28 protein-coding genes are annotated in these 26,231 nt (G+C 72.2%); 11 read left to right on the top strand and 17 right to left on the bottom strand.

Annotated features, from left to right (window positions below):
* Window positions 1-33: 33 nt before the first annotated feature.
* Window positions 34-600 carry a DUF402 domain-containing protein gene (locus B4K29_RS07070; protein WP_286966832.1) on the bottom strand — a complete coding sequence of 189 codons (567 nt, stop codon included), beginning with the start codon at window positions 598-600 and terminating at the stop codon, window positions 34-36.
* A 40-nt stretch (window positions 601-640) separates the two neighbouring features.
* Between B4K29_RS07070 and B4K29_RS07065 the strand changes: the two genes are divergently transcribed.
* The gene (locus B4K29_RS07065) at window positions 641-1,726 is read left to right on the top strand and encodes a quinone-dependent dihydroorotate dehydrogenase (RefSeq protein ID WP_286966830.1); all 1,086 of its coding nucleotides are present in this window, start codon (window positions 641-643) and stop codon (window positions 1,724-1,726) included.
* A 110-nt stretch (window positions 1,727-1,836) separates the two neighbouring features.
* Here the strand turns inward: B4K29_RS07065 and B4K29_RS07060 are convergent, their stop codons facing one another.
* The 3 genes from B4K29_RS07060 to B4K29_RS07050 are packed head-to-tail and all read right to left on the bottom strand — an operon-like array spanning window position 1,837 to window position 3,736.
* On the bottom strand, window positions 1,837-2,010 hold the full coding sequence (locus B4K29_RS07060) for a CsbD family protein (RefSeq protein WP_019285404.1): 174 nt from the start codon (window positions 2,008-2,010) through the stop codon (window positions 1,837-1,839).
* Window positions 2,011-2,064: 54 nt separating this feature from the next.
* Window positions 2,065-2,949, bottom strand: coding sequence for a pentapeptide repeat-containing protein (locus B4K29_RS07055; protein WP_019285405.1), 885 nt, complete (start codon window positions 2,947-2,949; stop codon window positions 2,065-2,067).
* Complete coding sequence (locus B4K29_RS07050) at window positions 2,942-3,736, bottom strand: VOC family protein (RefSeq protein ID WP_286966828.1); 795 nt, start codon at window positions 3,734-3,736, stop codon at window positions 2,942-2,944. Before B4K29_RS07050 ends, B4K29_RS07055 begins: the two co-directional genes overlap by 8 nt.
* 151 nt (window positions 3,737-3,887) lie before the next feature.
* On the opposite strand from B4K29_RS07050, the gene B4K29_RS07045 reads away from it, so the two are divergent.
* Window positions 3,888-5,447, top strand: a complete 1,560-nt coding sequence (locus B4K29_RS07045; RefSeq protein ID WP_029210210.1) for a GGDEF domain-containing protein — start codon at window positions 3,888-3,890, stop codon at window positions 5,445-5,447.
* Between the two features lie 51 nt (window positions 5,448-5,498).
* Here B4K29_RS07045 and B4K29_RS07040 read toward each other — a convergent pair whose 3' ends face one another.
* Window positions 5,499-5,951 (bottom strand): GbsR/MarR family transcriptional regulator, encoded by a 453-nt coding sequence (locus B4K29_RS07040; protein ID WP_029210211.1) that lies wholly within the window; start codon window positions 5,949-5,951, stop codon window positions 5,499-5,501.
* Window positions 5,952-6,080: 129 nt separating this feature from the next.
* Here B4K29_RS07040 and B4K29_RS07035 point away from each other — a divergent pair, with 129 nt between their 5' ends.
* From B4K29_RS07035 to B4K29_RS07005, 7 genes are all read left to right on the top strand, one after another.
* On the top strand, window positions 6,081-7,004 hold the full coding sequence (locus tag B4K29_RS07035; RefSeq protein ID WP_286955732.1) for an ABC transporter ATP-binding protein: 924 nt from the start codon (window positions 6,081-6,083) through the stop codon (window positions 7,002-7,004).
* Complete coding sequence (locus B4K29_RS07030; RefSeq protein WP_029210213.1) at window positions 7,001-8,671, top strand: ABC transporter permease; 1,671 nt, start codon at window positions 7,001-7,003, stop codon at window positions 8,669-8,671. The genes B4K29_RS07035 and B4K29_RS07030 overlap by 4 nt, the downstream gene beginning before the upstream one ends.
* Window positions 8,672-8,732: 61 nt before the next feature.
* Window positions 8,733-9,917 carry a hypothetical protein gene (locus B4K29_RS07025; RefSeq protein WP_205621787.1) on the top strand — a complete coding sequence of 395 codons (1,185 nt, stop codon included), beginning with the start codon at window positions 8,733-8,735 and terminating at the stop codon, window positions 9,915-9,917.
* Window positions 9,918-9,929: 12 nt separating this feature from the next.
* Entirely contained in the window at window positions 9,930-11,609 is a 1,680-nt protein-coding gene (locus B4K29_RS07020) for a vWA domain-containing protein (protein WP_286966826.1), read from the top strand.
* Window positions 11,596-12,264 (top strand): hypothetical protein, encoded by a 669-nt coding sequence (locus B4K29_RS07015; protein WP_029210215.1) that lies wholly within the window; start codon window positions 11,596-11,598, stop codon window positions 12,262-12,264. Before B4K29_RS07020 ends, B4K29_RS07015 begins: the two co-directional genes overlap by 14 nt.
* A 184-nt stretch (window positions 12,265-12,448) precedes the next feature.
* A complete protein-coding gene (locus B4K29_RS07010) occupies window positions 12,449-12,985 on the top strand; it encodes a TetR/AcrR family transcriptional regulator (RefSeq protein ID WP_019285414.1) in 537 nt (178 codons plus the stop codon).
* 48 nt (window positions 12,986-13,033) lie between these two features.
* Window positions 13,034-14,254 carry a dicarboxylate/amino acid:cation symporter gene (locus B4K29_RS07005; RefSeq protein ID WP_286966823.1) on the top strand — a complete coding sequence of 407 codons (1,221 nt, stop codon included), beginning with the start codon at window positions 13,034-13,036 and terminating at the stop codon, window positions 14,252-14,254.
* Window positions 14,255-14,344: 90 nt separating this feature from the next.
* On the opposite strand, the gene B4K29_RS07000 is transcribed toward B4K29_RS07005, so the two are convergent.
* The 7 genes from B4K29_RS07000 to B4K29_RS06970 form a co-directional block, all read right to left on the bottom strand.
* On the bottom strand, window positions 14,345-14,728 hold the full coding sequence (locus tag B4K29_RS07000) for a DoxX family protein (protein ID WP_239265862.1): 384 nt from the start codon (window positions 14,726-14,728) through the stop codon (window positions 14,345-14,347).
* 352 nt (window positions 14,729-15,080) lie between these two features.
* Window positions 15,081-15,734: a CueP family metal-binding protein gene (locus B4K29_RS06995; RefSeq protein ID WP_286958695.1), complete on the bottom strand. Its 654-nt coding sequence runs from the start codon at window positions 15,732-15,734 to the stop codon at window positions 15,081-15,083.
* A gap of 92 nt (window positions 15,735-15,826) precedes the next feature.
* The gene (locus tag B4K29_RS06990) at window positions 15,827-18,313 is read right to left on the bottom strand and encodes an MMPL family transporter (RefSeq protein ID WP_286966821.1); all 2,487 of its coding nucleotides are present in this window, start codon (window positions 18,311-18,313) and stop codon (window positions 15,827-15,829) included.
* Window positions 18,314-18,366: 53 nt separating this feature from the next.
* Complete coding sequence (locus B4K29_RS06985) at window positions 18,367-18,984, bottom strand: TetR/AcrR family transcriptional regulator (protein ID WP_019285420.1); 618 nt, start codon at window positions 18,982-18,984, stop codon at window positions 18,367-18,369.
* Between the two features lie 63 nt (window positions 18,985-19,047).
* Window positions 19,048-19,596: an NADPH-dependent FMN reductase gene (locus B4K29_RS06980; RefSeq protein ID WP_239265853.1), complete on the bottom strand. Its 549-nt coding sequence runs from the start codon at window positions 19,594-19,596 to the stop codon at window positions 19,048-19,050.
* A gap of 41 nt (window positions 19,597-19,637) precedes the next feature.
* The gene (locus B4K29_RS06975) at window positions 19,638-19,823 is read right to left on the bottom strand and encodes a DUF1905 domain-containing protein (RefSeq protein ID WP_286966818.1); all 186 of its coding nucleotides are present in this window, start codon (window positions 19,821-19,823) and stop codon (window positions 19,638-19,640) included.
* A 66-nt stretch (window positions 19,824-19,889) separates the two neighbouring features.
* Entirely contained in the window at window positions 19,890-21,341 is a 1,452-nt protein-coding gene (locus B4K29_RS06970) for a dihydrolipoyl dehydrogenase family protein (RefSeq protein ID WP_286966816.1), read from the bottom strand.
* Between the two features lie 98 nt (window positions 21,342-21,439).
* On the opposite strand from B4K29_RS06970, the gene B4K29_RS06965 reads away from it, so the two are divergent.
* Entirely contained in the window at window positions 21,440-22,450 is a 1,011-nt protein-coding gene (locus B4K29_RS06965) for a S41 family peptidase (protein ID WP_286955743.1), read from the top strand.
* Between the two features lie 6 nt (window positions 22,451-22,456).
* On the opposite strand, the gene B4K29_RS06960 is transcribed toward B4K29_RS06965, so the two are convergent.
* The 5 genes from B4K29_RS06960 to B4K29_RS06940 form a co-directional block, all read right to left on the bottom strand.
* Window positions 22,457-22,879 (bottom strand): DUF1810 domain-containing protein, encoded by a 423-nt coding sequence (locus B4K29_RS06960; protein WP_286955744.1) that lies wholly within the window; start codon window positions 22,877-22,879, stop codon window positions 22,457-22,459.
* 75 nt (window positions 22,880-22,954) lie between these two features.
* Window positions 22,955-24,421 carry an HNH endonuclease signature motif containing protein gene (locus B4K29_RS06955; RefSeq protein ID WP_286955745.1) on the bottom strand — a complete coding sequence of 489 codons (1,467 nt, stop codon included), beginning with the start codon at window positions 24,419-24,421 and terminating at the stop codon, window positions 22,955-22,957.
* A gap of 67 nt (window positions 24,422-24,488) precedes the next feature.
* Window positions 24,489-24,890 carry a GNAT family N-acetyltransferase gene (locus B4K29_RS06950; RefSeq protein ID WP_286966813.1) on the bottom strand — a complete coding sequence of 134 codons (402 nt, stop codon included), beginning with the start codon at window positions 24,888-24,890 and terminating at the stop codon, window positions 24,489-24,491.
* A gap of 35 nt (window positions 24,891-24,925) precedes the next feature.
* Window positions 24,926-25,342, bottom strand: a complete 417-nt coding sequence (locus B4K29_RS06945) for a type II toxin-antitoxin system VapC family toxin (protein WP_019287407.1) — start codon at window positions 25,340-25,342, stop codon at window positions 24,926-24,928.
* Window positions 25,339-25,575 (bottom strand): type II toxin-antitoxin system Phd/YefM family antitoxin, encoded by a 237-nt coding sequence (locus B4K29_RS06940; RefSeq protein ID WP_286966811.1) that lies wholly within the window; start codon window positions 25,573-25,575, stop codon window positions 25,339-25,341. The genes B4K29_RS06945 and B4K29_RS06940 overlap by 4 nt, the downstream gene beginning before the upstream one ends.
* Window positions 25,576-25,649: 74 nt before the next feature.
* Here B4K29_RS06940 and B4K29_RS06935 point away from each other — a divergent pair, with 74 nt between their 5' ends.
* Entirely contained in the window at window positions 25,650-26,222 is a 573-nt protein-coding gene (locus tag B4K29_RS06935) for a class I SAM-dependent methyltransferase (protein WP_286966809.1), read from the top strand.
* The last annotated feature ends 9 nt before the right edge of the window (window positions 26,223-26,231 follow it).

Genomic DNA, 26,231 nt, shown 5'->3' with positions numbered 1-26,231 from the left:
TGACGGCCGGCCCGCTCTGCGAGCCGCGGCGTCCTAGGGCGCCGCGGGGCCGGCGGTCGGCCGGTGGAGCCAGGCTTCTGCCACGGTCGCGAACGGCTCGGCCTGGGTCTCGACGAGCACGAGCATCCGTCGCGCCTCCGCCTCGGCCGACGTGACCAGCTCCGGCGGGTACGCGAACTCGACCTGGTGGTCGGCGAACTCGTCCTCGTCGTCGACGAAGATGCGCCCGTTGCGGCGCTCCACGACGTCCAGGTCGAGGTCCACCATCGAGACGGTCGCCACCCCGTCCACACGTGACCACAGGGGCACCGTCGTGATGTCCACGTAGTGCCGCACCTTGTGCGGATCCGCGTTGGTGGTGAGGACGTGCCCGGACTGGCGCGGGACGCACACCACGCTGTGGTGCTCGTTGTCGAAGGATCGCCCGGGGCGGGTGATCGGGGCGCCCACCGGCACCGCGACCCAGTGGCCGTGCTCGTCGCGGCCGAGGTAGGACCCGTCATACCTCCAGTGCGGGCCCCCGTCCCACTTGCTGAAGCGGATGGCGACGGGCTCCCCCTCGACGAGGATGAGGGGCTCTCGGGGCTGCTGCTCGTTCACCTGCCAGAGACTAGCCCCCGCCCTTTGCGACAATGGGCGCGTGCCCCTCCTCTCCCGCCTGTATGACGATCTCCTGCGCCCCGCCCTCTACTCCGTCTCGGGCGGCGACGCCGAGCAGGTCCACGCGCGCACGCTGCGCCTGATGGCCCTCGCCGAGCGCCGGCCCGAGCTGCTCGCGCCGCTGCGGTCGAGGTGGGCGACCGACGCCCCGGTCGAGGTGGGCGGGGTGCGCTTCGGCAACCGCGTGGGTCTGGCCGCCGGCATGGACAAGGACGGGCGCGCGCTGTCGGTGTGGCCAGCCCTCGGGTTCGGCTTCGTCGAGGTGGGGACCGTCACGCGGCACCCGCAGCCCGGCAACGACCGGCCCCGGCTGTTCACCCTGCCGAAGTCGGACGCCGTGATCAACCGGATGGGCTTCAACAACGCCGGGGCCGACGCCCTGGCCGACCGCCTCGACGCCCACCGCCCCGCGGTCACGCTCGGCATCAGCATCGGCAAGTCCAAGGTCACGCCGCTCGGGGAGGCGGTGGAGGACTACCGCTACTCCTTCGGCCGGCTGGCGCGGCACGCGGACTACGTCGCCATCAACGTGTCCTCGCCCAACACCCCGGGCCTGCGCGAGCTGCAGGACAAGGGCGCGCTGCGCGAGATCCTGTCCGCGCTGCGCAGCGACAGCGCCGCGGTCGGGCGGGAGGCGGGGCGCGATCTGGGGCACGAGGCACACGACGCAGCGCACGCGGTGCCGATCTGGGTCAAGGTCGCGCCCGACCTCACCGAGCCCGCACTGGCCGAGCTGCTCGCGGTCTGCCTGGACGTGGGGGTGGCCGGGATCATCGCGACCAACACCACCCTGTCCCGCTCCGGCCTGGACCAGACCGAGCTGTCGTATGCCGCGCAGCCGGGCGGCCTCTCGGGTGCTCCGCTCCGCGCTCGTGCGGTCGAGGTGGTGAGGTTCGTGCACGACGAGACGGCCGGCGCGCTGCCGATCATCGGGGTGGGCGGGCTCCGCTCGGCGGACGACGCCCTGGCCATGCGTGACGCCGGGGCCTCGCTGGTGCAGGTCTACACGGCGTTCGCGCTGCACGGGCCGATGGTGGTGCGAGAGCTGGCGCGAGCGCTGGCCTGAGTCGGCCGGCGGTGGCCTGACCGGACCCGGACAGGCCACCGCCGCCGCACCCGCGTGGCCGACGAACGGCAGGCGGAGGTGCGGCGGCGGTGCGAGAGCTGCTCGGCGGCTCAGTTCTTGAAGGCGTCCTTGACCTTCTCGCCGGCCTGCTTGAGGTTGGCGCCCATCTGGTCGCCCTTGCCCTCGGCCTGCAGCTCCTCGTCGCCGGTGACCTTGCCCGTGGCCTCCTTGGCCTTGCCGGACACGTCCTGACCCTTGTTGTCCATCTTGTCGTCGAGACCCATGAGGTTTCCCTTTCGTTCGACTGGCCCGGTCCGTGACGACCGGTTCCCCCGAACCTACCCCGCGTGAGTCCCGCTCACACCTGGCGGGCGAGTGGTGCTTTCGTCGGTCCTGGCCGCGGCCAGCTGCGGCGGGGTCACGAACAGAGCCTCCGCCACCCTGGCCCCGCGCAGGTCGGCGTCCCGCAGGTCGGCACCCAGCAGGTCCGCGCGCGCCAGGTCGGCGTCGCGCAGGTCGGCCGCGATCAGCAGCACTCCCCTCAGGTCCGCGCCGCGCAGGTCCGACCCGGCCAGTGCCGCCCGGACCAGGTCGGCCCCCGGCCTGATCCGGCGGTCGGCGCCGGTCCCGCTCCGGCCGTCGGCGCCGGGTCTGAGCCGGCGGTCGGCTCGGGCACTCCCCCGGCTGTTCGTATGCCGAGGGCTTCGCCCCGCCCGGCGCACGGCGACGCTGACGTCACGCAGGGCCGGGCCCACGCGCGCGCGCACCGCGGTCACGTCGAGCGCGAGGAGGTCCTGCGCCGTGCCGCCGGCGAGGGCGTCCACCTCCGCCGCGAGCTGCCTGCACCGGCGCGTGAGGTCGGGCGCGACGGCATACGAGATCGCCTGCGCGAGGAGATAGCTCATCTCGTGGAGCTGGTGCACGACCGGGAGGACCGAGAACATCCGCGCCGGCAGACCCGGGTCGGGGTCGTCCCGCCACGTGCGTCCGCGAAAGGTCTCCTGCATGACGCGCTGACCCGCGCCGAAGCAGTCGAAGGTCACGCAGCCGCGCCAGCCCGTCTCGGCCAGCCGGTCGTGGATGCCGCAGCGGTCGTCGATGAGCAGGTTGCCGCACGGCACGCCGCCGGGCTTGTCGACGGGGAAGTCCGCACCGCGCGAGAAGGGCAGCGCGACGCAGCACAGGCCGGCGCAGCGCGAGCAGTCCGGGCGAAGCTCAGTCACGAGGAGGGGTGAGCAGCGTGAAGATCTCGCCGTCGGGGCCGGCCGCGGCGACCAGCCGCCCGTGCTCGAAGTCCCAGGGCTCCTGCAGCACGGAGCCACCGATCTCGGGCAGCAGTGCCGCGGCGCCGTCGACGTCGTCGTGCTGGAAGCAGACGGTCCAGGCCGAGGGCACACCCTCGCCGCCGCCGGTCTGGTCCGCACCCGTCTGGCCGATGCCACCGGCGGGACGCTCGCCGCCGGGGACGCTGAACATGGAGTACGCGCCGTCGCCCATCCCGATCTCCTCGTAGGTGAACCCGAAGGTCCGCGAGTAGAAGTCCTGGGCCGCCACGTAGTCGGGGGTCATGAGGTCGAGCCAGGTCGGGGCTCCGTGCACGTCAAGGATCCGGAAACCCTTGTGCTCCAACGACTCCCACGCCCCGAAGGCGGCGCCCGTGGGATCGCTCCACAGGCCCATCCGGCCGAACGGGCCCACCTGCATGGGCTCGAAGATCGTCGTGGCGCCGGCCTCCTGGACGCGACCGCCGGTGGCCTCGACGTCGTCGGTGGCCAGGGAGACGGTCCACACGTGCGGGGAGGCCTCGAGGCCCGGCATGGTCGGCGACAGCCCGGCCACGGGCTGCCCCTGCACGGTCGCGTTGCCGTAGCCGCCGTACTGCTCGTCGGAGTCCGTGAACTCCCAGCCCAGCAGCTGGCCGTAGAAGCGCTGGGTCCGGTGCAGGTCGATCGCCATCAGGTCGACCCAGCAGGGGGTGCCCGCCGGCCAGGGTGTCGTGTGCTCGGTCATGCGGATCTCCTCCGGCGAAGGCACGAACCACGGTGGCCGTGCCGTCGGTCCCAGCCTAGCCAGCGGCACCGACAGGGTGTTCGCGTCAGCTCCCAGCACCAGGTGCGGACATCACCGGGACGTCGATGAAGGCTCAACCTATTCTGTCCGCATGTCAGCGAGCCCCGACGACGTCCGACGTCTCGAGCGCGTCTGGTCCTGGAGGTACGTCGATCCTGCGGCGTTCGCCGACGGCCTCGCGATCGTCCCCCACTCGCCGGAGAGGCTCGTCCTCGAGGCCTTCCTCGCCTGGCGGGAGCAGCGGCTCGACGAGGCGCTGACGATGGTGTCGCAGATCCTGGAGACCCCGCACCTCGCCTGGGGCTGGCGCTCCCGTGCCAGGGGCGTCCAGGGCGTCGTGCTGGTCGAGCTGGGCCTCGTCGAGGAGGGCGTGGCCGCCCACCGGGAGCAGTGCCGCCTCGCGGAGGAGGAGGACGACACCGTGGGCCTGGCCCGCGGGCTGACCAACCTGGGCAACGCGTTCGAGTTCGCGAGCCCCGACCAGTCCCGCCACTTCTACCTCGAGGCGATTGAGCTGGCGCGGACCTTCCGCGAGGAGCACACGCCGTCGGCGAGCACCGAGTCCATGGCCATGGAGGCGCTGGCCATCAGCAACCTGCACGACGTGCAGCTGCGCCACGGCATCCGCCTCGCGCCCGAGATCCCCGGCCTAGCGACGGCCGAGGAGCTCGCGCGCAAGGGCTGGCCCGAGCTGGGGCACCACATCCGCGCGGTGCGCGTGCGCACGCGGCTGGAGCTCGGCGAGACGGAGGGCGCCCTCGAGCTGGCCCGGGACCTGCCGGACCCCGCCTCCATGCGCGATGTCACCAACGCCATCAGCGTGGTCCGCACCCGAGCCGTGATCAGCGGCGTGCAGGGTCACCCCGAAGGGGGGTGCGCCCTGATCGACGCCGTCCTCCCCCGGGTGTCCCTCCCCTTCCAGATCGAGCTGCTGGATGACCTCGTGGGGCTGCGGGAGAGCGCTGGCGACCTGCGGGGGGCCCTGGAGGCATCGCGGCGGCTTTCCGAGGCGATCCTCACCTGTCACGCCTCGCAGGCCCGCACCGCTGTGCTCGCCCTCGAGGTGTGGCACCGGACCCGCGACGCGGAGGAGCTCGCGCGGCAGGCCACCAAGCGGGCCGACGGCCTGCGCGCGGCCATGGCCGACCTGCGCCGCAACCACGAGCAGGTGCGGGAGATGACGACCCGGGACGTCCTCACCGGGCTGCACAACCGGCTGCACCTGTGGGACGTGGGCGAGCAGATGACGGCGACGCCGCCGGACCAGCCGGCCGCGCAGGTGGCGCTGGCGGACCTCGACGGGTTCAAGGCCGTCAACGACAGCCGGGGGCACGCGACCGGCGACGCCGTGCTGCGGCAGTTCGCGGCGGCCCTGCGCGCCGCGGCGAGGCCCGAGGACCTGTGTGCCCGCTACGGCGGCGACGAGTTCGTGGTCGTGCGTCCCGCCGGGGTCGGTGGATCGCTCGCGGACGACCTCGAGAGTCTCACCCGGCTCGGAGCCGTGCGGGACGGTGAGCCCGTGCGCGCCAGCATCGGCGTGACGACGGTGCGCGACGGCGACTTCCAGCACGGCCTCGACCGCGCCGACCAGCTGATGTACCTCGCCAAGCAGCGCGGTGGCGCGCAGGTGGCCCGCGAGCCCGGCACCTGACCGAAGCCCCCGCCAGCAGCCCCCGGTCAGGAGCCCCGGCAGGAGCCCCCGTCAGCGCGGGTGGGTCTCCTGCCAGCGCCGCATCGCGTCCTTGAGCTCGGCTCCGAGGTAGGTGAACAGCTCCGCGTCCTCGGCCAGCTGGGATCCTGCAGGGCTGCGCTGCCCGACCGCCTCGGCGCCGGACCTCAGCACGCTGGACCACAGGTCCAGGACCTCCAGCCCGCGCACCATGTAGCCGGCCCACATGCCCCGGTCCAGCACGAAGTGGTCGCGTCTCGACCCGCGCTCCCGGGTCCGGCGCACCAGGGTCAGCTGCTCGAGATATCGCACCGCCCCGGACACCGCCGCCGGGCTGGCCTGGAGGGACTGGGACAGCTCGCTCGACGTCGCCCTGCCGTCGTCCAGGGTCAGCAGGTGCGCCAGCACGCGAGCCGACATCCGGGGCATGCCCGCCGACGCTCCGACATCCGCCAGCCGGTCCACGAACTCGTCTCGTGCCCTCATGTCTGTCACAGCCCCACACTACCCGAAGCCTTCAACTCATACATATATAACTGAGACTTCACAAACATCTGAATGATGAGTAGTGTCGAGTCATCGGTCCGTTCCCGGACCTCTAGGGAGAAGTCAGCAATGAGCGGTGACGAGATCACCCCAGCACCAGCCCTCGAGGTCGTGGACCTCACCAAGACCTTCGGCCCCACGACCGCGCTCGACGGTCTCTGCCTGACCGTCGCCACAGGTCAGGTCCACGGCTTCCTCGGGCCCAACGGCGCCGGCAAGTCCACCACGATCCGGGTCCTGCTCGGCCTGCTCCGCGCAGACTCCGGGGCCAGCCGCGTCCTCGGGATGGACCCGTGGCAGGACGCACCCGCCCTGCACCGGCGCCTCGCCTACGTCCCCGGAGACGTCAGCCTCTGGCCCGGCCTGTCGGGCGGCGAGGCCATCGACCTGCTCGGGCGGGCCCGCGGGGGCCTGGACCCGCGGCGCAAGGCCGACCTGCTGGAGCGCTTCGAGCTCGACCCGCGCAAGCGGTGCCGCACCTACTCCAAGGGCAACCGGCAGAAGGTCGCCCTCGTCGCCGCCCTCGCCTCCGACGTCGAGCTGCTCCTGCTGGACGAGCCGACGAGCGGCCTCGACCCCTTGATGGAGCGCGTGTTCACCGACGAGATCCGCGACGAGCGTCAGCGCGGCAGGACAGTGCTCCTGTCGAGCCACATCCTGTCCGAGGTCGAGCTCCTCTGCGACCACGTCAGCATCATCAAGGCCGGCCGCATCGTCGAGTCCGGCACCCTCGCCGACCTGCGGCACCTCACCCGCACCCAGGTCACGGCGGTGGTCGAGCACCCCGAGATGCTCGACCACGGCAACCTCTCCGTCATGCCCGGGGTTCACGACCCCGTCGTCGAGGGCGACCGCCTCACCTGCCAGGTGGACGACCACGCCCTGTCCGACCTGCTGGCGCGCCTCGGCCCGCTCGGCGTCCGCGCCCTCACCAGCACGCCCCCCACGCTCGAGGAGCTCTTCCTGCGCCACTACGAGGGGGCCGAGCGATGAGCACCGCCACCCTCCCGCCGCGGCACCGCACGCAACGGACGCCGCGCCAGGGCCGTGGCGGCGACACCGCGATCACCGGCACCTCGCTGCTCGCGCGCGCGCTCGTGCGCCGGACCCGCTGGTCGTGGCTCGCCTGGATCGTCTGCCTGGTCGCGATCTTCCCCGCCACGGCCGGCGCCTACCGCCAGTCGGTGCCCGACACCGCGGCGGGCGCCGAGATGGCGCGCACCCTGGCCGCCAACCCGACCATGCGGGCCATCCTCGGTCCGCCGTTCGACCTGTTGAACGTCGGCCCGTTCGTCATGTGGCGGGTCGGCACCTTCGCGATCGCGCTCGCCGGGATCATGGCGATCCTGGGCGTGGTCAAGGGCACCCGCGCCGAGGAGGAGGACGGTCGCCTCGAGCTCCTGCGGTCGGGAGCCGTCGGTCGGCACGCCCCGCTCGCCGCGTCCGCCCTCGTCTCGCTCGCCGGGTGCGCAGCCGTCGGGCTGCTGGCCGGTGCCGCGATGGCCGGTCCCAGCGGCGACGTCATCGGGTCGGTCGCCCTCGGCCTCGCGGTGGGACTGGGTGCCGCGGTGTGGGTCGGCGTCGCCGCGGTCGCCGCGCAGGTCACCGAGTCGGCGCGAGGCGCAAGAGGTCTCGCCCTCGGAGCGCTGGGCGCGGCATACGGCCTGCGAGCCGTCGCCGACGGCTCCGACCCGATGATCACCGGGCTCCAGTGGGCCAGCCCGCTGGACTGGCCGGCCCTGTCCCGACCGTATGCCGACGAGCGCTGGCTCGTCCTGCTGCTGCCGGCCGCCCTCACGGCTGCCCTGGTGGCCCTGGCGTTCGTCCTCGAGGGACGGCGAGACCACGGCGCGGGGCTGCGACCGGCTGCCCTTGGGCCGGCCGACGCCTCGCGCTCCCTGCGCGACGCCCCGTCGTTGACCTGGCGGCTCGACCGCACCACCGTCGTCTCGTGGTCGATCGGGCTGGCGATCTTCGCCTACGGCATGGGGACCCTCGCGTCCAGCCTCAGCACGCTGCTCGCCGACAACCCCGTGCTCGCCGAGCGATTCCGCAGGATGGGCGCCGGGGCGCAGGACCTGCAGGACGCGTTCTACGTCGCCATGATCGGCATCCTCGTGCCGATCGTCGCGCTGCTCGCCCTGCAGCTGTTCGGTGTCCTGCGCCGCGAGGAGGAGCGCGGCCACGCCGAGCTGCTCCTGTCGACGGCGGTCTCCCGCCCGCAGCTGCTCGTCAGCCACGTCGCCGCAGCCGTGCTCGTCCCCACCCTCGTCCTGGTCGGGCTCGGCTTCTTCATGGCGCTGCCGCAGGTCGTCGCCGGCGACGGGCTCGGTCTCGCCGTCACCCTCGCCGGGGCGGGCCTGGCCCAGCTGCCCGGGGTCCTCCTCGTCCTGGGGCTGGCCGTCGCCCTCCACGGCTGGCTGCCCCGGCTCGGCCTGGTTCCCTGGCTCGTCGTCGGCTGGTCGCTGGCCATGTCCTGGTTGGGGGAGGTGATGGGCCTGCCCGAGGCGCTCGTCCGAGCCACGCCGTTCGCCCCGCTCCCCCGCCTGCCCGTAGAGCAGCTGGCGTGGACGCCGATCGTCGTGAGCCTGCTCGTCGCCCTGGCCCTGATGGCCGTCGGCCTGGTCGGCTACCGGCGGCGGGACCTGTCAACCGGATGAACTCTGAGTGAACCCCCCTGCCCCTGCGGGGCGAAGTCCGACAGCATGGCGTCCCACGGGCATGACCAGCACGGACATCGCCCCGGGGGGCACGACGGGCAGGGGGACCCGCATGAAGCGCATGGTGGGCGTGGCGCTGGCTGCGCTGCTGGCGGTGGGGGTGGTGCTCGCGGTCGTCCTCGGGCCCCGGATCGGCCGGGACGACCCGGGGGCGGGATCCGGCAACGGGGCGGGAGCTGCCGGCGCGACCACCTCGGGGCTCAGGACGGTCCGTGGCGCCGTGGGGTCCGAGAAGGAGGCCTTCTTCCGTGACGCCACGGTGCGTCAGGCCTTCGCCCGGCACGGGCTCGACGTCCAGGTGACCCCGGTGGGATCACGTGACATCGCGGCCATGACGGACCTGGCCACCTACGACTTCGCGTTCCCCTCGTCGGTCCCGGCGGCCGACCGGATCCGTCGTGCAGGCAAGTCCAAGGGCACCTACTCCCCGTTCTTCTCGCCCATCGCGGTGGCGTCCTACCGACCGATCGTGGACGTCCTGCGCCGCCAGGGCATCGTCACCAGCGGGCCGGGAGGCGCCCAGACGATCAGCATGGCCAAGTACTACGCGCTGGCGCAGAAGGGCACCCGCTGGGACCAGATCCCCGGCAACGACGCCTACCCCGCCGGCAAGAACGTCCTCATCACCACCACGGACGTCCGGCGGTCCAACTCCGCCGCGATGTACCTCGCCCTCACCAGCTACGTGGCGAACGGCGGGCGCGTGGTCCCGTCCTCGACGGCCGCGGCCCAGGTCGTGCCCAAGGTGTCGCCGCTCTTCCTCGACCAGGGGTATGTCGGCGGGTCGAGCGAGGGACCCTTCGAGGACTACCTGTCGGCCGGCATGGGCAAGACGCCGATGGTGCTCATCTACGAGTCGCAGTTCCTCGACCGCCAGATCCGCAAGGACGGCTCGATCACCCCCGACATGGTCCTGCTGTATCCCACCCCTGACGTGCTGTCCAAGCACACGCTGGTCGCCCTGGGGGACACCGGGAGCCAGGTCGGCCGCCTGCTGACCTCGGACCCCGAGCTGGTCCGGGCCGCCGCCCGCTACGGCTTCCGGCCGCAGCAGCGCGCCGTGCTCACCTCGGTGCTCAAGGAGGCCGGGGTGGCGCCGCCCCCCGACCTGGTCGACGTCATCGAGCCCCCGACCTACGAGGTGCTCGAGTCGCTCATCACCGGCGTCGAGAAGCTCTACGGCTGAGGGGGATCGACGATGCACAGGTTCCATCGCGCAGCAGGCACCGCCGCCGTCCTCGTCGTGGGCGTCGTCGGCTCGCTCGGTCTCGCTGCCTGCGAGTCCACGCCGGACCTCACCGGGTCGACGGCCAGCGCCTCGTCGGCCTCCGCCGCCGACCCCTCGACCCTGCGCGTCCTGGCGGGATCGGAGGTCAAGGACATGGCCCCGATCCTGGAGGAGGCGCGGCAGGCCACCGGAGTCACCGTCGAGCTCCACTACGCAGGCACCCTCGACGGCGCCGAGCAGGTCGCCTCCGGCGCCGCGGGCCGGTCGTACGACGCCACCTGGTTCTCCTCCAACCGCTACCTCGGGCTGCTGCCCGGCGGCAACCAGGCGCTGGCGTCCTCGACCAAGGTCATGGCCTCCCCCGTGGTCCTCGGCGTCCGCCCCGCCAAGGCCACCGAGCTCGGGTGGGACCGCACGCCGCCGACCTGGGCGCAGATCTCCCAGGCCGCCGCGGCCAAGAAGTTCACCTACGGCATGACCAACCCCGCCACCTCCAACAGCGGCTTCTCCGCGCTGGTCGGTGTCGCCACGGCGCTCGCCGGGGGCGGATCGGCGATCGACGGCCGACGGGTCGCGGCCGTCAAGCCGCAGCTGACCCAGTTCTTCTCCGGGCAGAGGCTTACCTCGGGGTCGTCGGGCTGGCTCGCCGAGCGCTTCCTCGAGCAGAGCGCGAACGGGCAGAGCGGCTCCGGCGGCTCGAGCCGGTCCGTGGACGGACTGATCAACTACGAGTCGGTGCTGCTGGGCCTGGGCGAGGGCGAGAGCACGGCGTCCAGCCGGCTCACCCTCGTCCGCCCCAAGGACGGGGTCGTGTCAGCCGACTACCCGCTGTCCCTCCTGACCACGGCCCAGGCCAAGCGCGGCGCCTACCAGAAGCTCGCGGACTGGCTGCGCACCCCGGACGCCCAGCGGGCGATCATGCAGCGCACGCACCGTCGACCCGTCGTGCCGGGCGTGCCGCTCGACCCCGCCTTCGGTCGGCAGCTGCTCGTGGAGCTGCCGTTCCCGGCCCAGCGCAGCACCGCGGACGGGCTCATCGCCACCTACCTCGACGAGGTGCGGCGACCCAGCCAGACGATCTACGTCCTGGACGTGTCGGGGTCCATGAACGGTGACCGGATCACCCAGCTCAAGCGCGCGTTCGCCACCCTGTCCGGGCAGGACGTGACCGGCACCGAGCAGTTCACGACCTTCCGCCCCCGCGAGCGGGTGACCGTGATCCCGTTCAGCGACGAGGCCCGACAGGCCGAGTCGGTGCAGCTCGACCCCCGTGACCCCAAGGCTCAGCTCGGGGCCATCAACCGTGAGGTCTCGGCGCTGCAACCCGCCGGGGGCACGGCGATCTACTCCGCCCTGGACCGGGCGTACCAGACGGCGCGCGAGCAGGTGCGGGCCAACCCCGACACGTTCACGTCGGTGGTGCTGATGACCGACGGCGAGAAGACCGCAGGGATCGACGCGGCGCAGTTCCTGCGCACGTATGACGGCCTCCCGGACGAGGCGAAGGCCGTCCCGACGTTCACCGTGCTCTTCGGGGAGTCCGACGCCGACGAGCTGCGCGAGATCGCCACCCGCACGCACGGCAAGGTGTTCGACGCCCGCACCTCGTCGCTGCCCGCCATCTTCAAGGAGATCCGTGGCTACCAGTAGGTCCGAGAACCTCGGCTCCCGGTTCGCCCGCTACCTGGGCTCGACGCGCAACATCGTCGGGTCGGTCGCAGCCCTCGGCGCGCTCGGCGCCACCGTCCCCACGGGCGTCGCAGGACCGGTGTGGCCCCTCGTGGTCGCGGGGACCTACGGGATCGGGGCGCTGCTGAGCCCGCGCGAGCGCGCCAGCTTCGCGCCGTCCGGGTTCGCGTCGACCCGGGCCCAGGCCGCGGAGCTCCAAGGGCACCTCGCCGAGCTCGGAGCGCGCGTGCGCCGCTACGACAATCGCCTGCCCGACGACGTGCTCACGGCATACGGCCGGATCGAGGAGGGGCTGTCCGAGGTGCTGGTCCGCGCGGACTCGCTCACCGCGGAGTCCGACCGGTTCTTCGTCGTCGGCCGCATCGTCGACGACTACCTGCCGGCCGCGCTCGAGACCTATGCCAACCTGCCGCGGTCCTTCGCCATGCGGCACCGCGCCGAGGGGCGGCGGACGGCCCACGAGGAGCTCCTCCACCAGCTCGGCATCATCGAGACCCAGATCGAGCAGATCGCCGCGGCCATCTATGCCGGTGACGCGGAGACGCTCGCCGCCAGGAGCAGGTTCTTGGAGGATCGCTTCGCGGACTCCTCGTTGCGGCTCCCGCCCCGCCCGTAACCGGTTCTCCGGCGCCGAGATCCAGCCGACAGCATCCACACGCCGGCCCTCAGGACGCAGTCGACCGGGCTCCCCGTGAAGGACCCGGCCGGGCGCCTCCCCCTCGCGCGCCCGACCGGGCGTCCTCCTGGGAAGCCCGGCTCTCGGGATAGGATACAACACCCGTTGTGCCGATAATGGGTCCATGCCCGATCGTCGTACCTCCGTACTGGAGGCCGCCATCCAGCTCCTCGCCCAGGGCGGCACCAGGGGGCTGTCTCACCGCTCCATCGACCGGGCGCTGCGAATCCCGTTGGGCAGCACCGCTAACTACTTCCCGACGCGGCAGTCCCTGGTGGACGCGATCCTGCTGCAGATCGAGGCGCGGGACCTCCAGGCCTACTACCAGATCGCCCCCGGATCCGATGTCCAGGATGTGGACCACCTCGTGACCTTCCTGGTCGAGTTCATCCGGGTGGCCGCCCTCGAGGACGGCGGCGTCCACACGCGGGCCCGCCTCGCCCTCGCCTCCGACGGGGTCGTCGACCTCTCCGAGCACCGTCGCCGTCAGGTCGCAGGCCTCGCCGAGCTCGTGGAGGCGGTGGGCACCCCGGCGCCCTTCCGGGTCGCGATGACGGTGTCGGCGCTCATGGACGGGACGATCCTCCACCTCATGACGGGCCAGGTCGAGCTGGACCCGGACGCCACCCGATCCGCGCTCCACCAGCTGCTCAGCCCCTGACCCTCGCCCCGCGCGCAGACGCCGACCGACCCGGCCTAGGCTCGGCGCATGACCGCGTCACCCGGCCGCCGCATCGGCCTGCTACCCAAGATCATCATCGCCATCGTGCTCGGCATCGTCTGCGGGCTCTTCTTCCCCGACTGGCTGACCCGGGTCTTCGTGACCGTCAACGGGCTGTTCGGCAACTTCCTGGGCTTCGTGATCCCGCTGATCATCCTCGGGCTCATCGCCCCGGCCATCTCCGAGCTCGGCGCGGGCGCCGGCAAGTGGCTCGCCGTCACCACCGCGATCGCCTATGGCTCCACCCTGTTCGCCGGGCTCCTCGGCTTCGGGGTGAGCATGGCGGTGCTGCCCGGCCTGCTGGCGGACAAGAAGGTCGGCTCGGTCACCAACCCCGAGGACTCCCTGCTGGCGCCGTACTTCAAGGTCGAGATGGCCCCGGCCTTCGGCGTCATGACCGCCCTGCTGCTGGCCTTCGTGATCGGTGTCGCGCTCACCACGATCAAGGGCGACGTCATCCACCGCGGCTTCGTCGAGTTCCGCGAGATCATCAACAAGGTCATCACCGCGATCATCATCCCGCTGCTGCCGCTCTACATCTTCGGCATCTTCCTCAACATGACCGCGGCGGGCGAGACCTTCAACGTCATCACGACCTTCCTCGGCGTGATCCTCATGGTCTTCGCCCTGACGGTGGTCCTCCTGCTCATCCAGTACTCCGTCGCGGGAGCCATCGCCCACCGCAACTCGCTGCGGATGCTGCGAGAGCTGCTCCCGGCCTACGCCACCGCCCTCGGCACCTCGTCCTCCGCCGCGACGATCCCCGTGACGCTGCGCCAGACCATCCGCTCCGGCGTCTCGGAGCCCGTGGCATCGTTCGTCATCCCCCTGTGCGCGACCATCCACCTGGCCGGCTCGACGCTCAAGATCACCTGCTTCTCGCTCGCCGTGATGCTCCTCTACGGCCTCCCCATCCACACCGGGACCATCATCGGCTTCATCATGCTGCTGGGCATCATGATGGTCGCCGCCCCGGGCGTCCCCGGCGGCGCGATCATGACGGCCACGGCGCTGCTGCAGAGCCAGCTCGGGTTCAACGAGGGGCAGGTCGGCCTGATGATCGCGACCTACATCGCGATCGACTCCTTCGGCACGGCCACCAACGTCACCGGAGACGGGGCCATCGCGCACGTCGTCGACACGCTCGCGCGACGCGACCGGCGCCGCCACGGCGAGCCGGACCTCCCCGCCGAGACGGCCCTCGCCTGACCGAGGTCGAGCCCTGGCGCCAAGCGTCGGCGAAAGGGCCCCCGAGCACGCTGCTCGGGGGCCCTTCGACGTCTCCGGGACGAGCGGTCGTCAGTCCGCGGCGACGGCCAGCAGACCGCCGGTGATCGCGACGTTGGACATGAAGTGGTTGCGCTCGACGAAGGCCTTGCGCGGGTCGTCCATCGACCAGAACGCGTGGCCCACGACGTTGGTGGGCTGCAGCAGGGCCGCGAGTGCGAGCGCCGAGGCACGCGGCGCGATGCCCAGGGCCAAGGACGCACCGCAGGTGATCATGGCGGCGCCGTTGAGCCGCACGAGGTCGGCCGGGGCGGCGAGGTCGGGCAGCCCGTAGCGCTGCCGGGCCGCGTCGAGCAGCCCGCCGGTGTAGGTCTGGTCCTTGAGCTGGTTGAGACCTCCCATGACGAACAGAGAGCCCAGCATCAGACGGGCAGCGGCCTTGACGGGGTGGATCATCGGGAGCCTCCGGGAGGTCGGGGTGCGTGGGGTCCACGCTACTGCGCGGCCGTACCTGCCCCCATCGCGCCTGAGAGGATGAGGCATGACCGAGCTGCCCGTCCTCGACCTGCGACGGGCGCGGGTGGTGGTCCCCGCGCCGGGCGACGGCCCCGGGAGCTGGGCTGGGGCCGCCACGGGGCGAGCGCGGCACCCGGGTCACGGCCTGGCTCGGCGACGATCCGCTGACCGGGACCTACGACGGGCGACCGGACGCACGCCGCGAGCGCCTCACGCGACTCACGTGGCCCCGAGGGTCCGACGGCTCACATGGCTCCAGCGCCTCGACCGCGGCGCGGTGCTGGTGGGGGCCTCAGGCGAGCTGGAGCGTCGCGACGCAGGTGGGGCTCGTGCCGTCGGTGGCGAAGGGTGCCTTCACCGTCTTTCCGTCATACGCCACCGTGATGGTGCCGGTGACGTCGCGGGGCAGCCAGAAGCCCACGAACCCGTTGGCGTAGGTCGTGACCTGCTCGTCCACGAGGGCCTTGCCGGCCGCGTCGGTGATGGTGACCTTCATGGCCTTGCCGGCGAGCTCGCCCTGGCAGCCGGTGAGGTGGTGGTAGAAGCACTCGTGCGTCTGCGAGACGTAGGGCGCCATCGAGAGGTAGAAGGAGTCGCTGGGGATCGGCAGCGCGGCGGTGGCGCCGGAGGCGTCGGTCAGCTGCAGCTCACCCTGGCGGACCGAGCCCTTGAGCCCCTTGGCCTTGTCGTCCTGGCTGCGGTCCAGCTCGGACACGATCGCCTTGACGTCCTTGCCGGCGAGGCCGTTGCGGGCCAGGAAGGCCTGGGCGTCACCGGCCGCCGCGCCGGATCCCTGGGTCGACCCCGACGCTGACGACGACGCAGCCGCGCTGGGGGTCGCGGTCGCGGCGTTCTGGGAGGAGGCGTTCTGGGCGGTCTGGCTCGAGCATCCCGCGAGGGCGAGGGCCAGCGAGAGGGCGGCGACGGTGAGGGCTCGGGTGCGCATGGGGGCTCACGCTCCTAGGGGTGGATGCGCCGGGGGCGGTCGAGACTCCATGGTCTCAACCGCCCCCGGCCGCTCGCGCACCGGCCCCCGCATCAGGCGTGAGGGTGCCCCTGCACCTTGTCGACGAGCTTGACGCCCTCGACGTCGACGTCCGGCACGATCCGGTCGAGCCAGCGAGGCATCCACCACGCGCGCTCGCCGAGCAGGTGCATGACGGCGGGCGTCAGCGTCATCCGGATCAGGAAGGCGTCGATGAGGACGCCCAGGGCCAGGCCGAAGCCGATCGGGCGGATCATCGTCAGCTCGGCGTGCACGAAGCCCGCGAAGACCGACACCATGATGATCGCCGCCGCCGTCACGACCGCGGCCGCGTGGCTGAAGCCCGTCCGCACGGCCCGGCGTGCGTCCTCGCCGTGGACGTGGGACTCGCGCATCCCCGAGACGAGGAACATCTGGTAGTCCATCGCCAGGCCGAACAGCACCCCGATGAGCAGGATGGGCAGGAAGCTGAGGATGGCGCCGGGGTTGGTGACCCCGAAGATCGACCCGAGCGTCCCTTCCTGGTAGACGGCGACCACGCCGCCGAACGCCGCGGCCAGCGAGAGCAGGAAGCCTCCGGTCGCGATGAGGGGGACCACCACCGAGCGGAACACCATGAGCAGCAGCACCAGCGACAGTCCGACGACGATCAGCAGGTAGGGCGGCAGCGCGTCGGCGAGCTTCTGGGAGATGTCGATGTTGGCGACGGTCTGCCCGGTCACCTTGACGTCGGCCCCGGTGACCTCCTTGATGAAGGGCGCGTCCTCGCGGATCTGGTGGACGGCGTCCACCGTCGCCTGGTCGGCCGGGCCCTTCTTGGGGATGGCCTGGTAGACCGCGGTGCGCCCGTCCTTGCTGAGGCCGGCGGGCATCACGCTGACCAGGCCGGAGTTGAGCTTGAGAGCCTCGGCGACGTCGAGCTGGCGGTCCTTGGCGGCCAGCTCGTCGAGCCCGGCGGGCAGCGTGGCGACGGCGACGATGGGTCCGTTGGCGCCCTCGCCGAACTTCTCGCCGATGGTGGCGTAGGCCTGGTAGCCGGTGGACGACTGAGGCTCCGACCCCCCGTCCGGGAGACCGAGGCGCAAGCCGGCGGCCGGGGCAGCCAGGAAGGCCACGAGAGCCAGACCGGCCACGATCGCGGGCCAGGGGTGACGCGTGACGATCGCCCCCCACCCACGGTCGGCGTGCTCGGCGTCGCGCGGGTGCTCGTCCGTCAGCGACGCGCCGCGGGCGTTGAAGCCGTGCTTGCGCCACGTCCGCCGCGGCAGCATGCGGTGGCCCGCGAGCGACATCAGGGCCGGCAGCAGGGTGAGGTTGATGAGGACGGCGCAGGCCACGGTCCCCGCCGCGGCGAAGCCCATGGTGCCGAGGAAGCCGATACCCGTCACGGCGAGCGCGGCCAGCGCGATGAACACCGTCATCCCCGCGAAGGTCACTGCGTTGCCGGCGGTCCCGACGGCGAGCGCGATGGACTCGGTCCGACCCATTCCGGTCTTGAGCTGCTCGCGGTGCCGGTTGACGATGAAGAGCGCGTAGTCGATGCCGACGGCGATACCGATCATCAGGCCGAGGGCAGGTGTCACGGAGTTGAGCTCGACGACCTTGCTCAGCGCCAGGGTGGCGCCGGTGCCCAGCGCGACCCCGCCGATGGCCATGAGCAGGGGCAGGCCCGCCGCGACGAGGGTGCCGAGCATGACCATCAGGACGATGGCGGCGATGACGATGCCGATGATCTCGCCGGGGCCGATGACGCTGGAGACGTCCTCGACGAGCTCCTTGCCGAAGTAGGTCTTGACGCCGGTCTTGGCCAGCTGCCCCTCGAGGGCCGTGACCTGCTGCCGCTGATCGGGGGAGACGCTGTGGATCTCGTCCTTGAAGCGCACCTGCGTCATGGCGGCGGTGCCGTCCGCGGAGACGAACCTCGTGTCCTTGGTCAGGGCGACCTGCCGCTGTCCGAGGGCCAGCTCGCGCTTGCCGCGCTCGAGCTGGGCGCGTCCGTCGGCGAGCTGCTTGGTGCTGGCCGCGAGCTTGGCCCGCGCGTCCGTCAGCTGTTGGCCCTTGAGCAGCCCGAGCCTGGCGGCCCCGTCGACCTGACCCTGACCCTTGGCCAGCTCGGCCTCGCCGGCGCGCAGCCTGCTCTCGCTGGCTTCGAGCTGCTTCTGGCCGTCGGCCGTCTTGCGCTGCGCCTCGTCGAGCTGCTTCTGCGTGGCGAAGGGGTCGATAGCGTCCGCCACCTGCGGGAGCGCCTCCCAGTCGGTGACGGCCTTGGCGACGGCGGCCTGCTGGGCGGGGGTGAAGCGCCCGGACTCGGTGCGGAAGACGACCGTCCCGATACCGCCCGCCGCGTCGGGGATCTCCCGCTTGAGGGTGTCGAGGGTCTGCTGGAACTCCAGCCCTTCGACGGTCATGGTGCTGCTGAGGGGCGTACGGAAGGCCGCGGCCGCCCCGGACACACCGCCGAGCAGCAGCAGCCAGGCGATGATCACGGCCCAGGGCTTGCGGGCCGAGAGGAGGCCCAGGCGGTAGAGCAGGGTGGCCATGTGTGGAACCTTCGATCGTGAGGAGGGTCAGCGGGAGGACGGTCGCGGGCGCGTCAGCGTCCGTCGTGGAAGCCGTCGGCGAGGTAGCCCATGGCCTGGAGGAGGAGGGCGCGCAAACGATCGACAGCGCCCGAGGGCAGGCGGTGAGGATCGACACCCTCGATCTCGTCGGCCCACGCCTGCACGGCCGCACGGCCGGCCGCCGCGATCATCGAGGCCTGCACGCGCACACGCAGAGGCTCTGCTCCGTCGGGAAGGCGCGAGGCCAGGGCCTCGGCGATGCGCTCCTCCGCCGATCCCCACACGTCGCGCTCGACCCGGAGGGCACCCTCGTCGCCGCGGCACAGGTTGACGACGTCGGCCAGGCGAGCCAGCTCCCCGGGGTCGGCGTCGTGCAGCAGGGCCTCGGCGGCCGCGGCCGGCACAGGCTCGTCCCATGGCCGGGCCTCGAAGTCCGAGATCGCCCGCGCGAGGAAGTCGAGGGACGGAACCGCGAGGACGGCGTCCGTCGTCGGGAAGTAGTTGAAGAAGGTGCGCCGGGAGACGCCCGCGCGGTCTGCGACGGCGTCGGCGGTAAGGGCACCCAGGCCTTCTGCCCGAGCGATCTCGATCGCTGCGTCGACCAGGGCAGCCCGAGTCTCTCGCTTGGCGAGGTCGCGTCGGTTCTGCACGAGACGAGCCTACGCTCCTTGCACCCAGTGCACCAAATGCACTGGGTGCAAACGCCCCCTCGCTCAGCCGCGAAGCTTCCCAGTCATAGGGACGAGCTGGTCGAGCATGCCGGCGAGCTCGGCCGGGCGCCGGTCGAGCGGGGCCAGGCCGTCGTCGCCGAAGTCGGTGAACAGCCCGAGCGCGACCTGCGCCCGCACCCCGACCATCTGGAAGTTGGCGACCGAGGTGCGCCAGTGCTCGACCGCACGCACACCGCCGTCGGCGCCGTACGACACGAAACCGACCGCCTTGCCGATCCACTCGCCACCCAGGCTGTCGAAGGCGTTCTTGAACGCGCCCGGCACCGAGTGGTTGTACTCCGGGGTGACGAAGACGAAACCGTCGCAGGCGTCGATCGCCTGGCTCCAGCGCGTGACCCGCTCGTCGTCGTACTGCCTCTTGGCCGCGCCGGGGACGGCGGCGCTGGTGAGCAGCGGGACGTCGAAGGCCTTGAGGTCGATCAACTCGTAGTCCGCGTCGCCGCGAGCCTGGGCGCCCTCGAGCACCCAGCGGGCGACGGCCTCGGCCTTGCGGCCCTCGCGGATGGATCCGATGATGATGCCGATCTTCACGGTGCGCTCCTGGTAGTGGGGTTGATCCGTCAACCAGTGTGTCAGCCGAGGCACCTCCAGCGGGGGTCGTCAGCGCGCGTCCATCCCCAGCCGTAGCTGACGAGGGGTGCGACCTCGCCGAGCACGTCGGCCAGCCCTGCCGGAACGGACACGACGTGGAACGGGGCGGGCCCGCGCCAGTGCCACACCTCGGCGGCGAAGGGGACCTCGACCGGATCCAGCAGCATGCGCACCAGGCAAGGAGCCTACCGAGGGCTGCGGTCGATCGGCGTCCGGTGCCGTGGGGGTGACCCTCAGCGGCGCAGGTCTCGCGGCAGCTCCTCGAGCAGTCGCAGCCAGAGCTCACTGGCGGTGGGATAGCTGGGGACGGCGTGCCGCAGCACCGACACGGGGACCCGGCCGGCGATGGCGATGGTCGCCGCGTGAAGCAGCTCACCCGCGTCCGGACCCACGAAGGTCGCACCCACCACCGTCCGTGAGCCGCGGTCGACGACGAGGGAGGCTGTGCCGGAGGCGTCGTCGCGGAGCAGGGCCGCGCCGGCCGCCCCCGTGAAGGGGACCTCGACGACCTCGACCTCAGCCTCGCCGTAGCGCTCCCGGGCCTGGGCCGCGGTGAGGCCCACCCAGGCCACCTGCGGATCGGTGAACACCACCTGCGGCACGGGCACCTCGTCCGGCTCGGGCTCGGGCTCTGCGCCGGTGGCGCGGGCGGCCAGCCGCTGGCCGAGGACGCGGGCGCGGTACTTGCCCCAGTGCGTGAGCGGCGCCTCCCCGCTGGCATCGCCCACAGCCAGGAGCCAGTCAGGCACCTCTCCCCGGCTGCCGTCCGAGGACGAGCTCGTATGACGGAGAAGGGCGTCCGCGTCCAGCCCCACCGTCTCGAGCCCGACGTCGTCGAGGCGCGGGCGTCGTCCCGTGGCGAGCAGCAGATCGTCGGCCACCACCTCCTCGGCCTCACCGCCGATCGTGAGGCGAACGGTCCCGCCGTGGACGCGGCCGAGGCCCGTGTCCTCGGCGTCGTCACGGCGGCACTCCGTCACCTCGACGCCCGGGCGCACGTCGACGCCGGCCCCGCGCAGGGTCTCGAGCACGGCGTCGGACGCGAAGGGCTCGGCACCGCCGAGCAGCCGGTCGCCGCGGACCAGCATCGTGACGCGCGAGCCCAGGGCCGCCATCCAGGTCGCGGCCTCGCACGCGACGACACCGCCACCCACGATCACCAGCCGTTCGGGCACCTCCACCACGCCCGTGGCGTCCCGAGAACCCCACGGCTGGGCGGCGGCATACGGCTCGGGCACGACGGGGCTGCTGCCGGTGGCGATCACGACGGCGTGGCGGGCGTGCAGCACCAGCGGCGCCTGTCCCTCCCGCGCGACCTCCACGGTGCGGGGACCGGTGATGCGGCCATGTCCGCGCACCACGTCGATGCCCGCGCCCTCGGCCCAGTCGACCTGCCCCGAGTCGTCGTAGTGCGACACCCACTCGTCCCGCCGCGCCAGCAGCGCCGTGACGTCGAGGTGGGGACGGGCCACACCACCGAGGTGGGCCGCGGTGGACGCCACCTCGATGGGTCGGAGCAACGCCTTGCTGGGCATGCACGCGTAGTAGGAGCACTCGCCTCCCACCAGCTCGCGCTCCACCAGGACGGCCGTCAGACCGGAGTCCTCCGTGGCGTATTGGGCGATGTTCTCGCCCACGGGGCCGCCCCCGAGGACGACGACGTCATAGGTCGGGTCGACGCTCATGCCCCCAGTCTGCCCGTGCCCGGCGTCCTACCACGGTCTGACGAGGTGTCGACCTGAGGCCGATGCCGCCGACCTCGGCCTCTGGCGAGTCTGGGGGCATGGCACACACCACCCCGCACCCTCGCCGAGGCCGCCGAGGCCGTCGAGTCCTGATCCGCCTCGGTGCGTCCCTCCTCGTTGTCTCCCTGCTCGTGCTGCTGGCGATCTGGCAGCTGGGCCCCCGCTACGGGCTCTACCTCGTGCCGCCGTCCCCGGCCGCGTACGCCGACGACGCCCTGCAGAAGATGGACCAGGGCTACTACGCGCAGGGCCCGGCGTGGGAGGCAGCGCGAGCCAAGGCCGTGCGCGACACCCGGGACGCGTCGAGCCATGCCGACACGCTGCCCGCGCTGCGGGAGGCCGTGGCCGTCGCCGGCGGCAGGCACTCGAAGATCTTCCCTGCGGGCGAGTCGCTGTCGTCCGTCGACAAGGACCGCCCGCTGCCGACCGTGACGCGGACCGGCCCGGTGACCACGATCACCGTCCCCAAGGTGAGCGCCGAGGACCAAGGCTTCCAGCAGCGCTACGCCAAGACCCTCACCCACGGGATCGCCGGCGCCGACGCCGCCACGACGTGCGGCTGGATCGTCGACGCCCGCCACAACCACGGTGGCGACATGCGCCCGATGCTGGCCGGGCTGTCCCCGCTGCTGGCAGACGGCAAGATCGCGGGCTTCGTGACGCGGACGGGCGGCACGACCGACGTGACCGTCGCCGGTGGCACGATCCGCGTGGGCGGTGCGGACGCCATGTCCGCCGAGTCGCGCCCGAAGTCCACCAAGCCCGTCGCCGTCCTGCAGGGCCCCGACAACGGCAGCTCGGGCGAGGTCGTCGTGCTGGCCTTCAAGGGTGCGCCGGGCGCACGGTCCTTCGGAGCGCCGACGGCGGGCTACTCGTCGGCCAACCAGACCGTCAGGCTGTATGACGGGACGCAGATGCTGCTGACCACCGCGCTCGACACGGACCGCCACGGCAAGACCTATGGCGGCCCGATCGCTCCCGACCAGGTCGCTCCCGTCGACACAGCCCATGAGGCAGCGCAGACGTGGCTCCAGCAGCGGTGCCGCTGATGGAGGTCAGGTGAGCAGGGCATCCGTGGCGTCGTCCGTCGCGCCACCGAAGTAGCGCTCCAGCACGGCGGAGAAGGCCGGGTCCTGCGGGTCTGCGCGATGGAAGAGGGTCATGGACGAGCGCAGCTTCATGGCGTCGATGCCACCCATCACGGAGTCGGCGGTCGCCTCCTGAGGCAGGGCCAGGAGGGCCCCACAGCACTCGTGCAGTCGAGACCCGAGGACGGAATGCGCGAGGTAGGCGCTGGCCTCGTCGAGGTCCGCGATGCCGTAGCGGACGGCCATGCCGCTGTGACCCAGCCCGCGAACCTGGGGCAGCACGAACCACATCCAGTGACTGGTCTTGCGACCGCGGCGCAGCTCGGCCAGGGCCTGGTCGTAGGTGCCGTTCGCATCCTGGGCCTGCACGAAGCGCGAGAGGTCGTCCATGCGGACCACTGTGCCACCGGATGCACAGCGCCACCCGGTGCACAGCGCCACCGGGTGCACAGCGCGGCGACTCGCTCAGGCCGTGAGGTGATGCTTCGGGCCGGGCTCTCCGGGGTCAGGCGGTTCGGGGTTGCGAGGGGCGGGGTCAGGCCGTCCGGGGTCGGGAGGGTCGACGTCCGGTGGGCTGACCTCGTGCGGGAGGGGCCCTGACGAGGACGATTCGGGAGGCCTGGGGCGCCAGCTCGCGCCGACGCGGGTGACGTCCCACTCCACGCGCGTCCCGTCGGGGGTGACGCGGCCGGTGATGTCGTGGTGGTGGATGAACGTGTGGTGGTAGTGGCAGACCAGGGCGAGGTTGTCCAGGTCGGTCGCGCCGCCGTCGGCCCAGTGGGTGATGTGGTGCGCCTGGGACCAGGAGGGCGGGGACTGGCAGCCCGGGAAGGTGCAGCCGCGGTCGCGGACGCACAGCGCCGTGCGTTGCCAAGGCTTGGCCGTGCGCTCGGTGCGCCCGACCACCAGGGGCTGCCCGTCCTTGCCGACGTAGACCCGGGTCAGGTCGGCGCCGCACGCCAGCAGGCGGGTGTCCTGGGGCAGCAGGGTGGTGCCGAGCTCGTCACGACCGGCGACGGGGCGTTCGCAGTCGCAGTCCTGGCCGGGCAGGGGTCGACCGAAGCTGTCGCGGGCCTGGTGCTCGCACGCGCGGTGCAGCGCCTCGATCGGCAGGATCAGGGCGACCTGGGTGGAGGCACCGAGGGGGCCGGTCTCGCCCAGTCCTGCGACCCTGGCGAACGCAGCGACCAGAGCGTCCGCGCGACGCTGGCCCGCCGTGCGCAGGTCTCGCGCCCCGGTGTCGGGGTCGGGGCTGGGGGCGGCGAGTGCCGTGAGTGCCGCGTCGACGATCGCCTTGTCCGCGGGTGGCAGCGTCGCCTCCAGGCGCCACATGCCGTCCGCCAGGGGCCGGAATGCCGTCACCGCGCGTCGGGACTGCTGGCGCTCGTGCTCCCGGTCCTCGCTGGGGCGGGTGCCGAACCGGGCGAGCATCTCGTCGTGGAACTCCCGCAGGTCTCGGCGGCTCATCGAGCCCCGGGCGAGCTGCACCGCACCCTCGACGATCGCGTCGTGCGTGGCCGGCTCGGTCGCTCCGAACAGCTCGGCGATGCACTCTGCGGCGGTGATCGCGTCCCCCGGGGTGACCTCGCCGCTCGTCATCCCGTCACGCAAGGAGGCGTGGGATGCGGGGGTGGTGGCGTCGATGGCCCGGGCGATCAGGGCGGCCTCGTTGTGCTTGACCGCGGCGCCGGCGTCCACGAGCCACTGCGCCGGGGTGCGCGAGCCGGACTCCAGCACCACGCCACGGGTCTTTGCCTCGGCCGTGGTCGCGACCAACGCCCCGCGGGCGACCACCATCAGCTCCGACAGCTCGACGGCCAGAGCGGCCAGGTCCTGACCCTGGACGGACGGCAGCCCCCCACCGATCGTGCGCAGCGCGTCGAGAGCTCCGATCAGGGAGCCCCTCGCGTCGAGCACGTCGATGTACGTCATACGGTCAGAATATCGAAAGGGGACTCGAAAATGAAGGGTCTTTGGAGTTATTTGTCCATGTTTGACCCTATGCGTCGGTGGATCGACGCAGCGTGATGCTCCGGACGAAACGCCACTCGATGCGACCCGAGTCGGCGTCGAGGACGGTCTCGTCCGTCGGCCGCCAGCCAGCGCGCTCGTAGGCCCGCTTGGCGCGGTCGTTGGCATCGATGACGAGGAGCTCGAGCCGGGTCCACCCGCCGGTGCGGCCCTGCTCGTCGACCGCCCCCAGGAGCGCGGGCGCGATCCCCCTCCCCCAAGCCCCCGGATCAACGGCGAGATAGAACAGCTCGAGCGCGTCCCCCTGCGGCGCCACGAGAGCGAACCCCGCGGCCACCCCGTCCGCCTCCGCGAGCAGCAGGACCGCCCCCGGCAGGGCCAGGCGCCGGCGGATGCCGACCGTCACCTCGTCGAGCGGCCGGGTCGTCATACGGTCATGAAAGCACCGACGCCGCGACGCGCCGATCAATCCAGGTGCCGCTTCACCACGCGCACGTCGAGCCCCTCGATCGCCTCGAAGTCGGCTGGGTTGGCCGTGTAGACGGGCAGGCCGCTGGCCAGCGCGGTGGCGGCGATCAGGGCGTCGTAGGCCCTGGCCGAGGGCTTGCGCCCGGCAGACCGCAGACTCGCCGCGATCCGACCGAACGCTCTCGCCGCGGATGCATCGAAGGGCAGTGGGTCGAAGTCCGCCTCGGCCTGCTGCAGGTGTGCCTGACGCGCTGCCCGCTGCTCCGAGGTGCGCGCGACGAGCGGTCCGACCGACAGCTCCGCGAGCGTGATCGCGGTGATGACCGGCTCGTCCGGCAGGGACGCGGGGTCCAGCGAAGCCAGGTCGATGACCGCGGAGGTGTCCAGGACTCCGCGCGGGTCGGTTCCGCTCACAGGCTGGGGTCCAGGAGCGCGTCGATGTCGGCCTGCAGCGACCGGGCGTCGACGTGCGGAAGGGCTTGCCGTCGCCGCACCAGCTCCGTCGCGGTCAGACGCCGGCGTGGCAGAGGCGCGACGGTAGCGACCGGTTCGCCGTCGCGCGTCACGGTCAGGCTCTCGCCCCGCACGACGCGAGACAGCACGTCGGCGCTGCGGTTGCGCAGGTCCCTCACCGTGACGCTGTCCATGCCACGAGCGTATCACCGGTGATACGCAACGGGGGGTTCGGGGCGTTGTCGGTCGTGGTCACTAGGTTGTCGGCATGACCAGCGAGCAGTGGGACGGGAAGGCCGAGACCTTCGACGACGAGCCGGATCACGGGTTGCGCGACGAGACGACGCGGGCGGCCTGGCGGGACCTGCTGCTGTCGGTGCTGCCACCGGCGCCAGCGCGGATCGCCGACATCGGGTGCGGCACGGGCACCCTGTCACGCCTCCTCATGGACGAGGGGTACGACGTCGACGGCCTGGACCTTTCCCCCGCCATGATCGAGCGGGCGAGGACCAAGGTGCCGGAGGCGACCTTCGTCGTGGGGGACGCCGCGGCACCTTCCCTGACACGCGGTGCGTATGACGTGGTCCTGTGCCGTCACGTCCTGTGGGCACTGCCGGATCCCGTCGCAGCCCTCGCACGCTGGGTGGCTCTGCTGCGCCCCGGCGGAGCGGTCGTCCTGGTCGAGGGGAGCTGGACGACGGGCGCCGGCCTCACCGCTGACGAGACGGTGCGGATCGTCAGGTCCGTCCGGGCGGAGGCCACCGTCCAGCACCTCCCCGACGCCGTCTACTGGGGCAAGGAGGTCGCCGACGAGCGTTACCTCGTCGTCAGCCGCCGGTGACGGGACAGG

The sequence above is a fragment of the Arsenicicoccus sp. UBA6765 genome (assembly GCF_002453335.1).
Classification (GTDB): Bacteria; Actinomycetota; Actinomycetes; order Actinomycetales; family Dermatophilaceae; genus Arsenicicoccus; species Arsenicicoccus bolidensis.
This window is presented reverse-complemented; position numbering and strand designations above follow the sequence as displayed.

Bases quoted from the DNA above. Each gene is read 5' to 3' on its own strand.
- B4K29_RS07060 (WP_019285404.1), bottom strand. From the start codon at position 2,010: ATGGGTCTCGACGACAAGATGGACAACAAGGGTCAGGACGTGTCCGGC.
- B4K29_RS07050 (WP_286966828.1), bottom strand. From the start codon at position 3,736: ATGACCGAGCACACGACACCCTGGCCGGCGGGCACCCCCTGCTGGGTC.
- B4K29_RS07045 (WP_029210210.1), top strand. From the start codon at position 3,888: ATGTCAGCGAGCCCCGACGACGTCCGACGTCTCGAGCGCGTCTGGTCC.
- B4K29_RS07040 (WP_029210211.1), bottom strand. From the start codon at position 5,951: ATGAGGGCACGAGACGAGTTCGTGGACCGGCTGGCGGATGTCGGAGCG.
- B4K29_RS07035 (WP_286955732.1), top strand. From the start codon at position 6,081: ATGAGCGGTGACGAGATCACCCCAGCACCAGCCCTCGAGGTCGTGGAC.
- B4K29_RS07030 (WP_029210213.1), top strand. From the start codon at position 7,001: ATGAGCACCGCCACCCTCCCGCCGCGGCACCGCACGCAACGGACGCCG.
- B4K29_RS07025 (WP_205621787.1), top strand. From the start codon at position 8,733: ATGACCAGCACGGACATCGCCCCGGGGGGCACGACGGGCAGGGGGACC.
- B4K29_RS07020 (WP_286966826.1), top strand. From the start codon at position 9,930: ATGCACAGGTTCCATCGCGCAGCAGGCACCGCCGCCGTCCTCGTCGTG.
- B4K29_RS07010 (WP_019285414.1), top strand. From the start codon at position 12,449: ATGCCCGATCGTCGTACCTCCGTACTGGAGGCCGCCATCCAGCTCCTC.
- B4K29_RS07005 (WP_286966823.1), top strand. From the start codon at position 13,034: ATGACCGCGTCACCCGGCCGCCGCATCGGCCTGCTACCCAAGATCATC.
- B4K29_RS07000 (WP_239265862.1), bottom strand. From the start codon at position 14,728: ATGATCCACCCCGTCAAGGCCGCTGCCCGTCTGATGCTGGGCTCTCTG.
- B4K29_RS06995 (WP_286958695.1), bottom strand. From the start codon at position 15,734: ATGCGCACCCGAGCCCTCACCGTCGCCGCCCTCTCGCTGGCCCTCGCC.
- B4K29_RS06990 (WP_286966821.1), bottom strand. From the start codon at position 18,313: ATGGCCACCCTGCTCTACCGCCTGGGCCTCCTCTCGGCCCGCAAGCCC.
- B4K29_RS06975 (WP_286966818.1), bottom strand. From the start codon at position 19,823: ATGCTGCTGGATCCGGTCGAGGTCCCCTTCGCCGCCGAGGTGTGGCAC.
- B4K29_RS06970 (WP_286966816.1), bottom strand. From the start codon at position 21,341: ATGAGCGTCGACCCGACCTATGACGTCGTCGTCCTCGGGGGCGGCCCC.
- B4K29_RS06965 (WP_286955743.1), top strand. From the start codon at position 21,440: ATGGCACACACCACCCCGCACCCTCGCCGAGGCCGCCGAGGCCGTCGA.
- B4K29_RS06960 (WP_286955744.1), bottom strand. From the start codon at position 22,879: ATGGACGACCTCTCGCGCTTCGTGCAGGCCCAGGATGCGAACGGCACC.
- B4K29_RS06955 (WP_286955745.1), bottom strand. From the start codon at position 24,421: ATGACGTACATCGACGTGCTCGACGCGAGGGGCTCCCTGATCGGAGCT.
- B4K29_RS06950 (WP_286966813.1), bottom strand. From the start codon at position 24,890: ATGACGACCCGGCCGCTCGACGAGGTGACGGTCGGCATCCGCCGGCGC.
- B4K29_RS06940 (WP_286966811.1), bottom strand. From the start codon at position 25,575: ATGGACAGCGTCACGGTGAGGGACCTGCGCAACCGCAGCGCCGACGTG.
- B4K29_RS06935 (WP_286966809.1), top strand. From the start codon at position 25,650: ATGACCAGCGAGCAGTGGGACGGGAAGGCCGAGACCTTCGACGACGAG.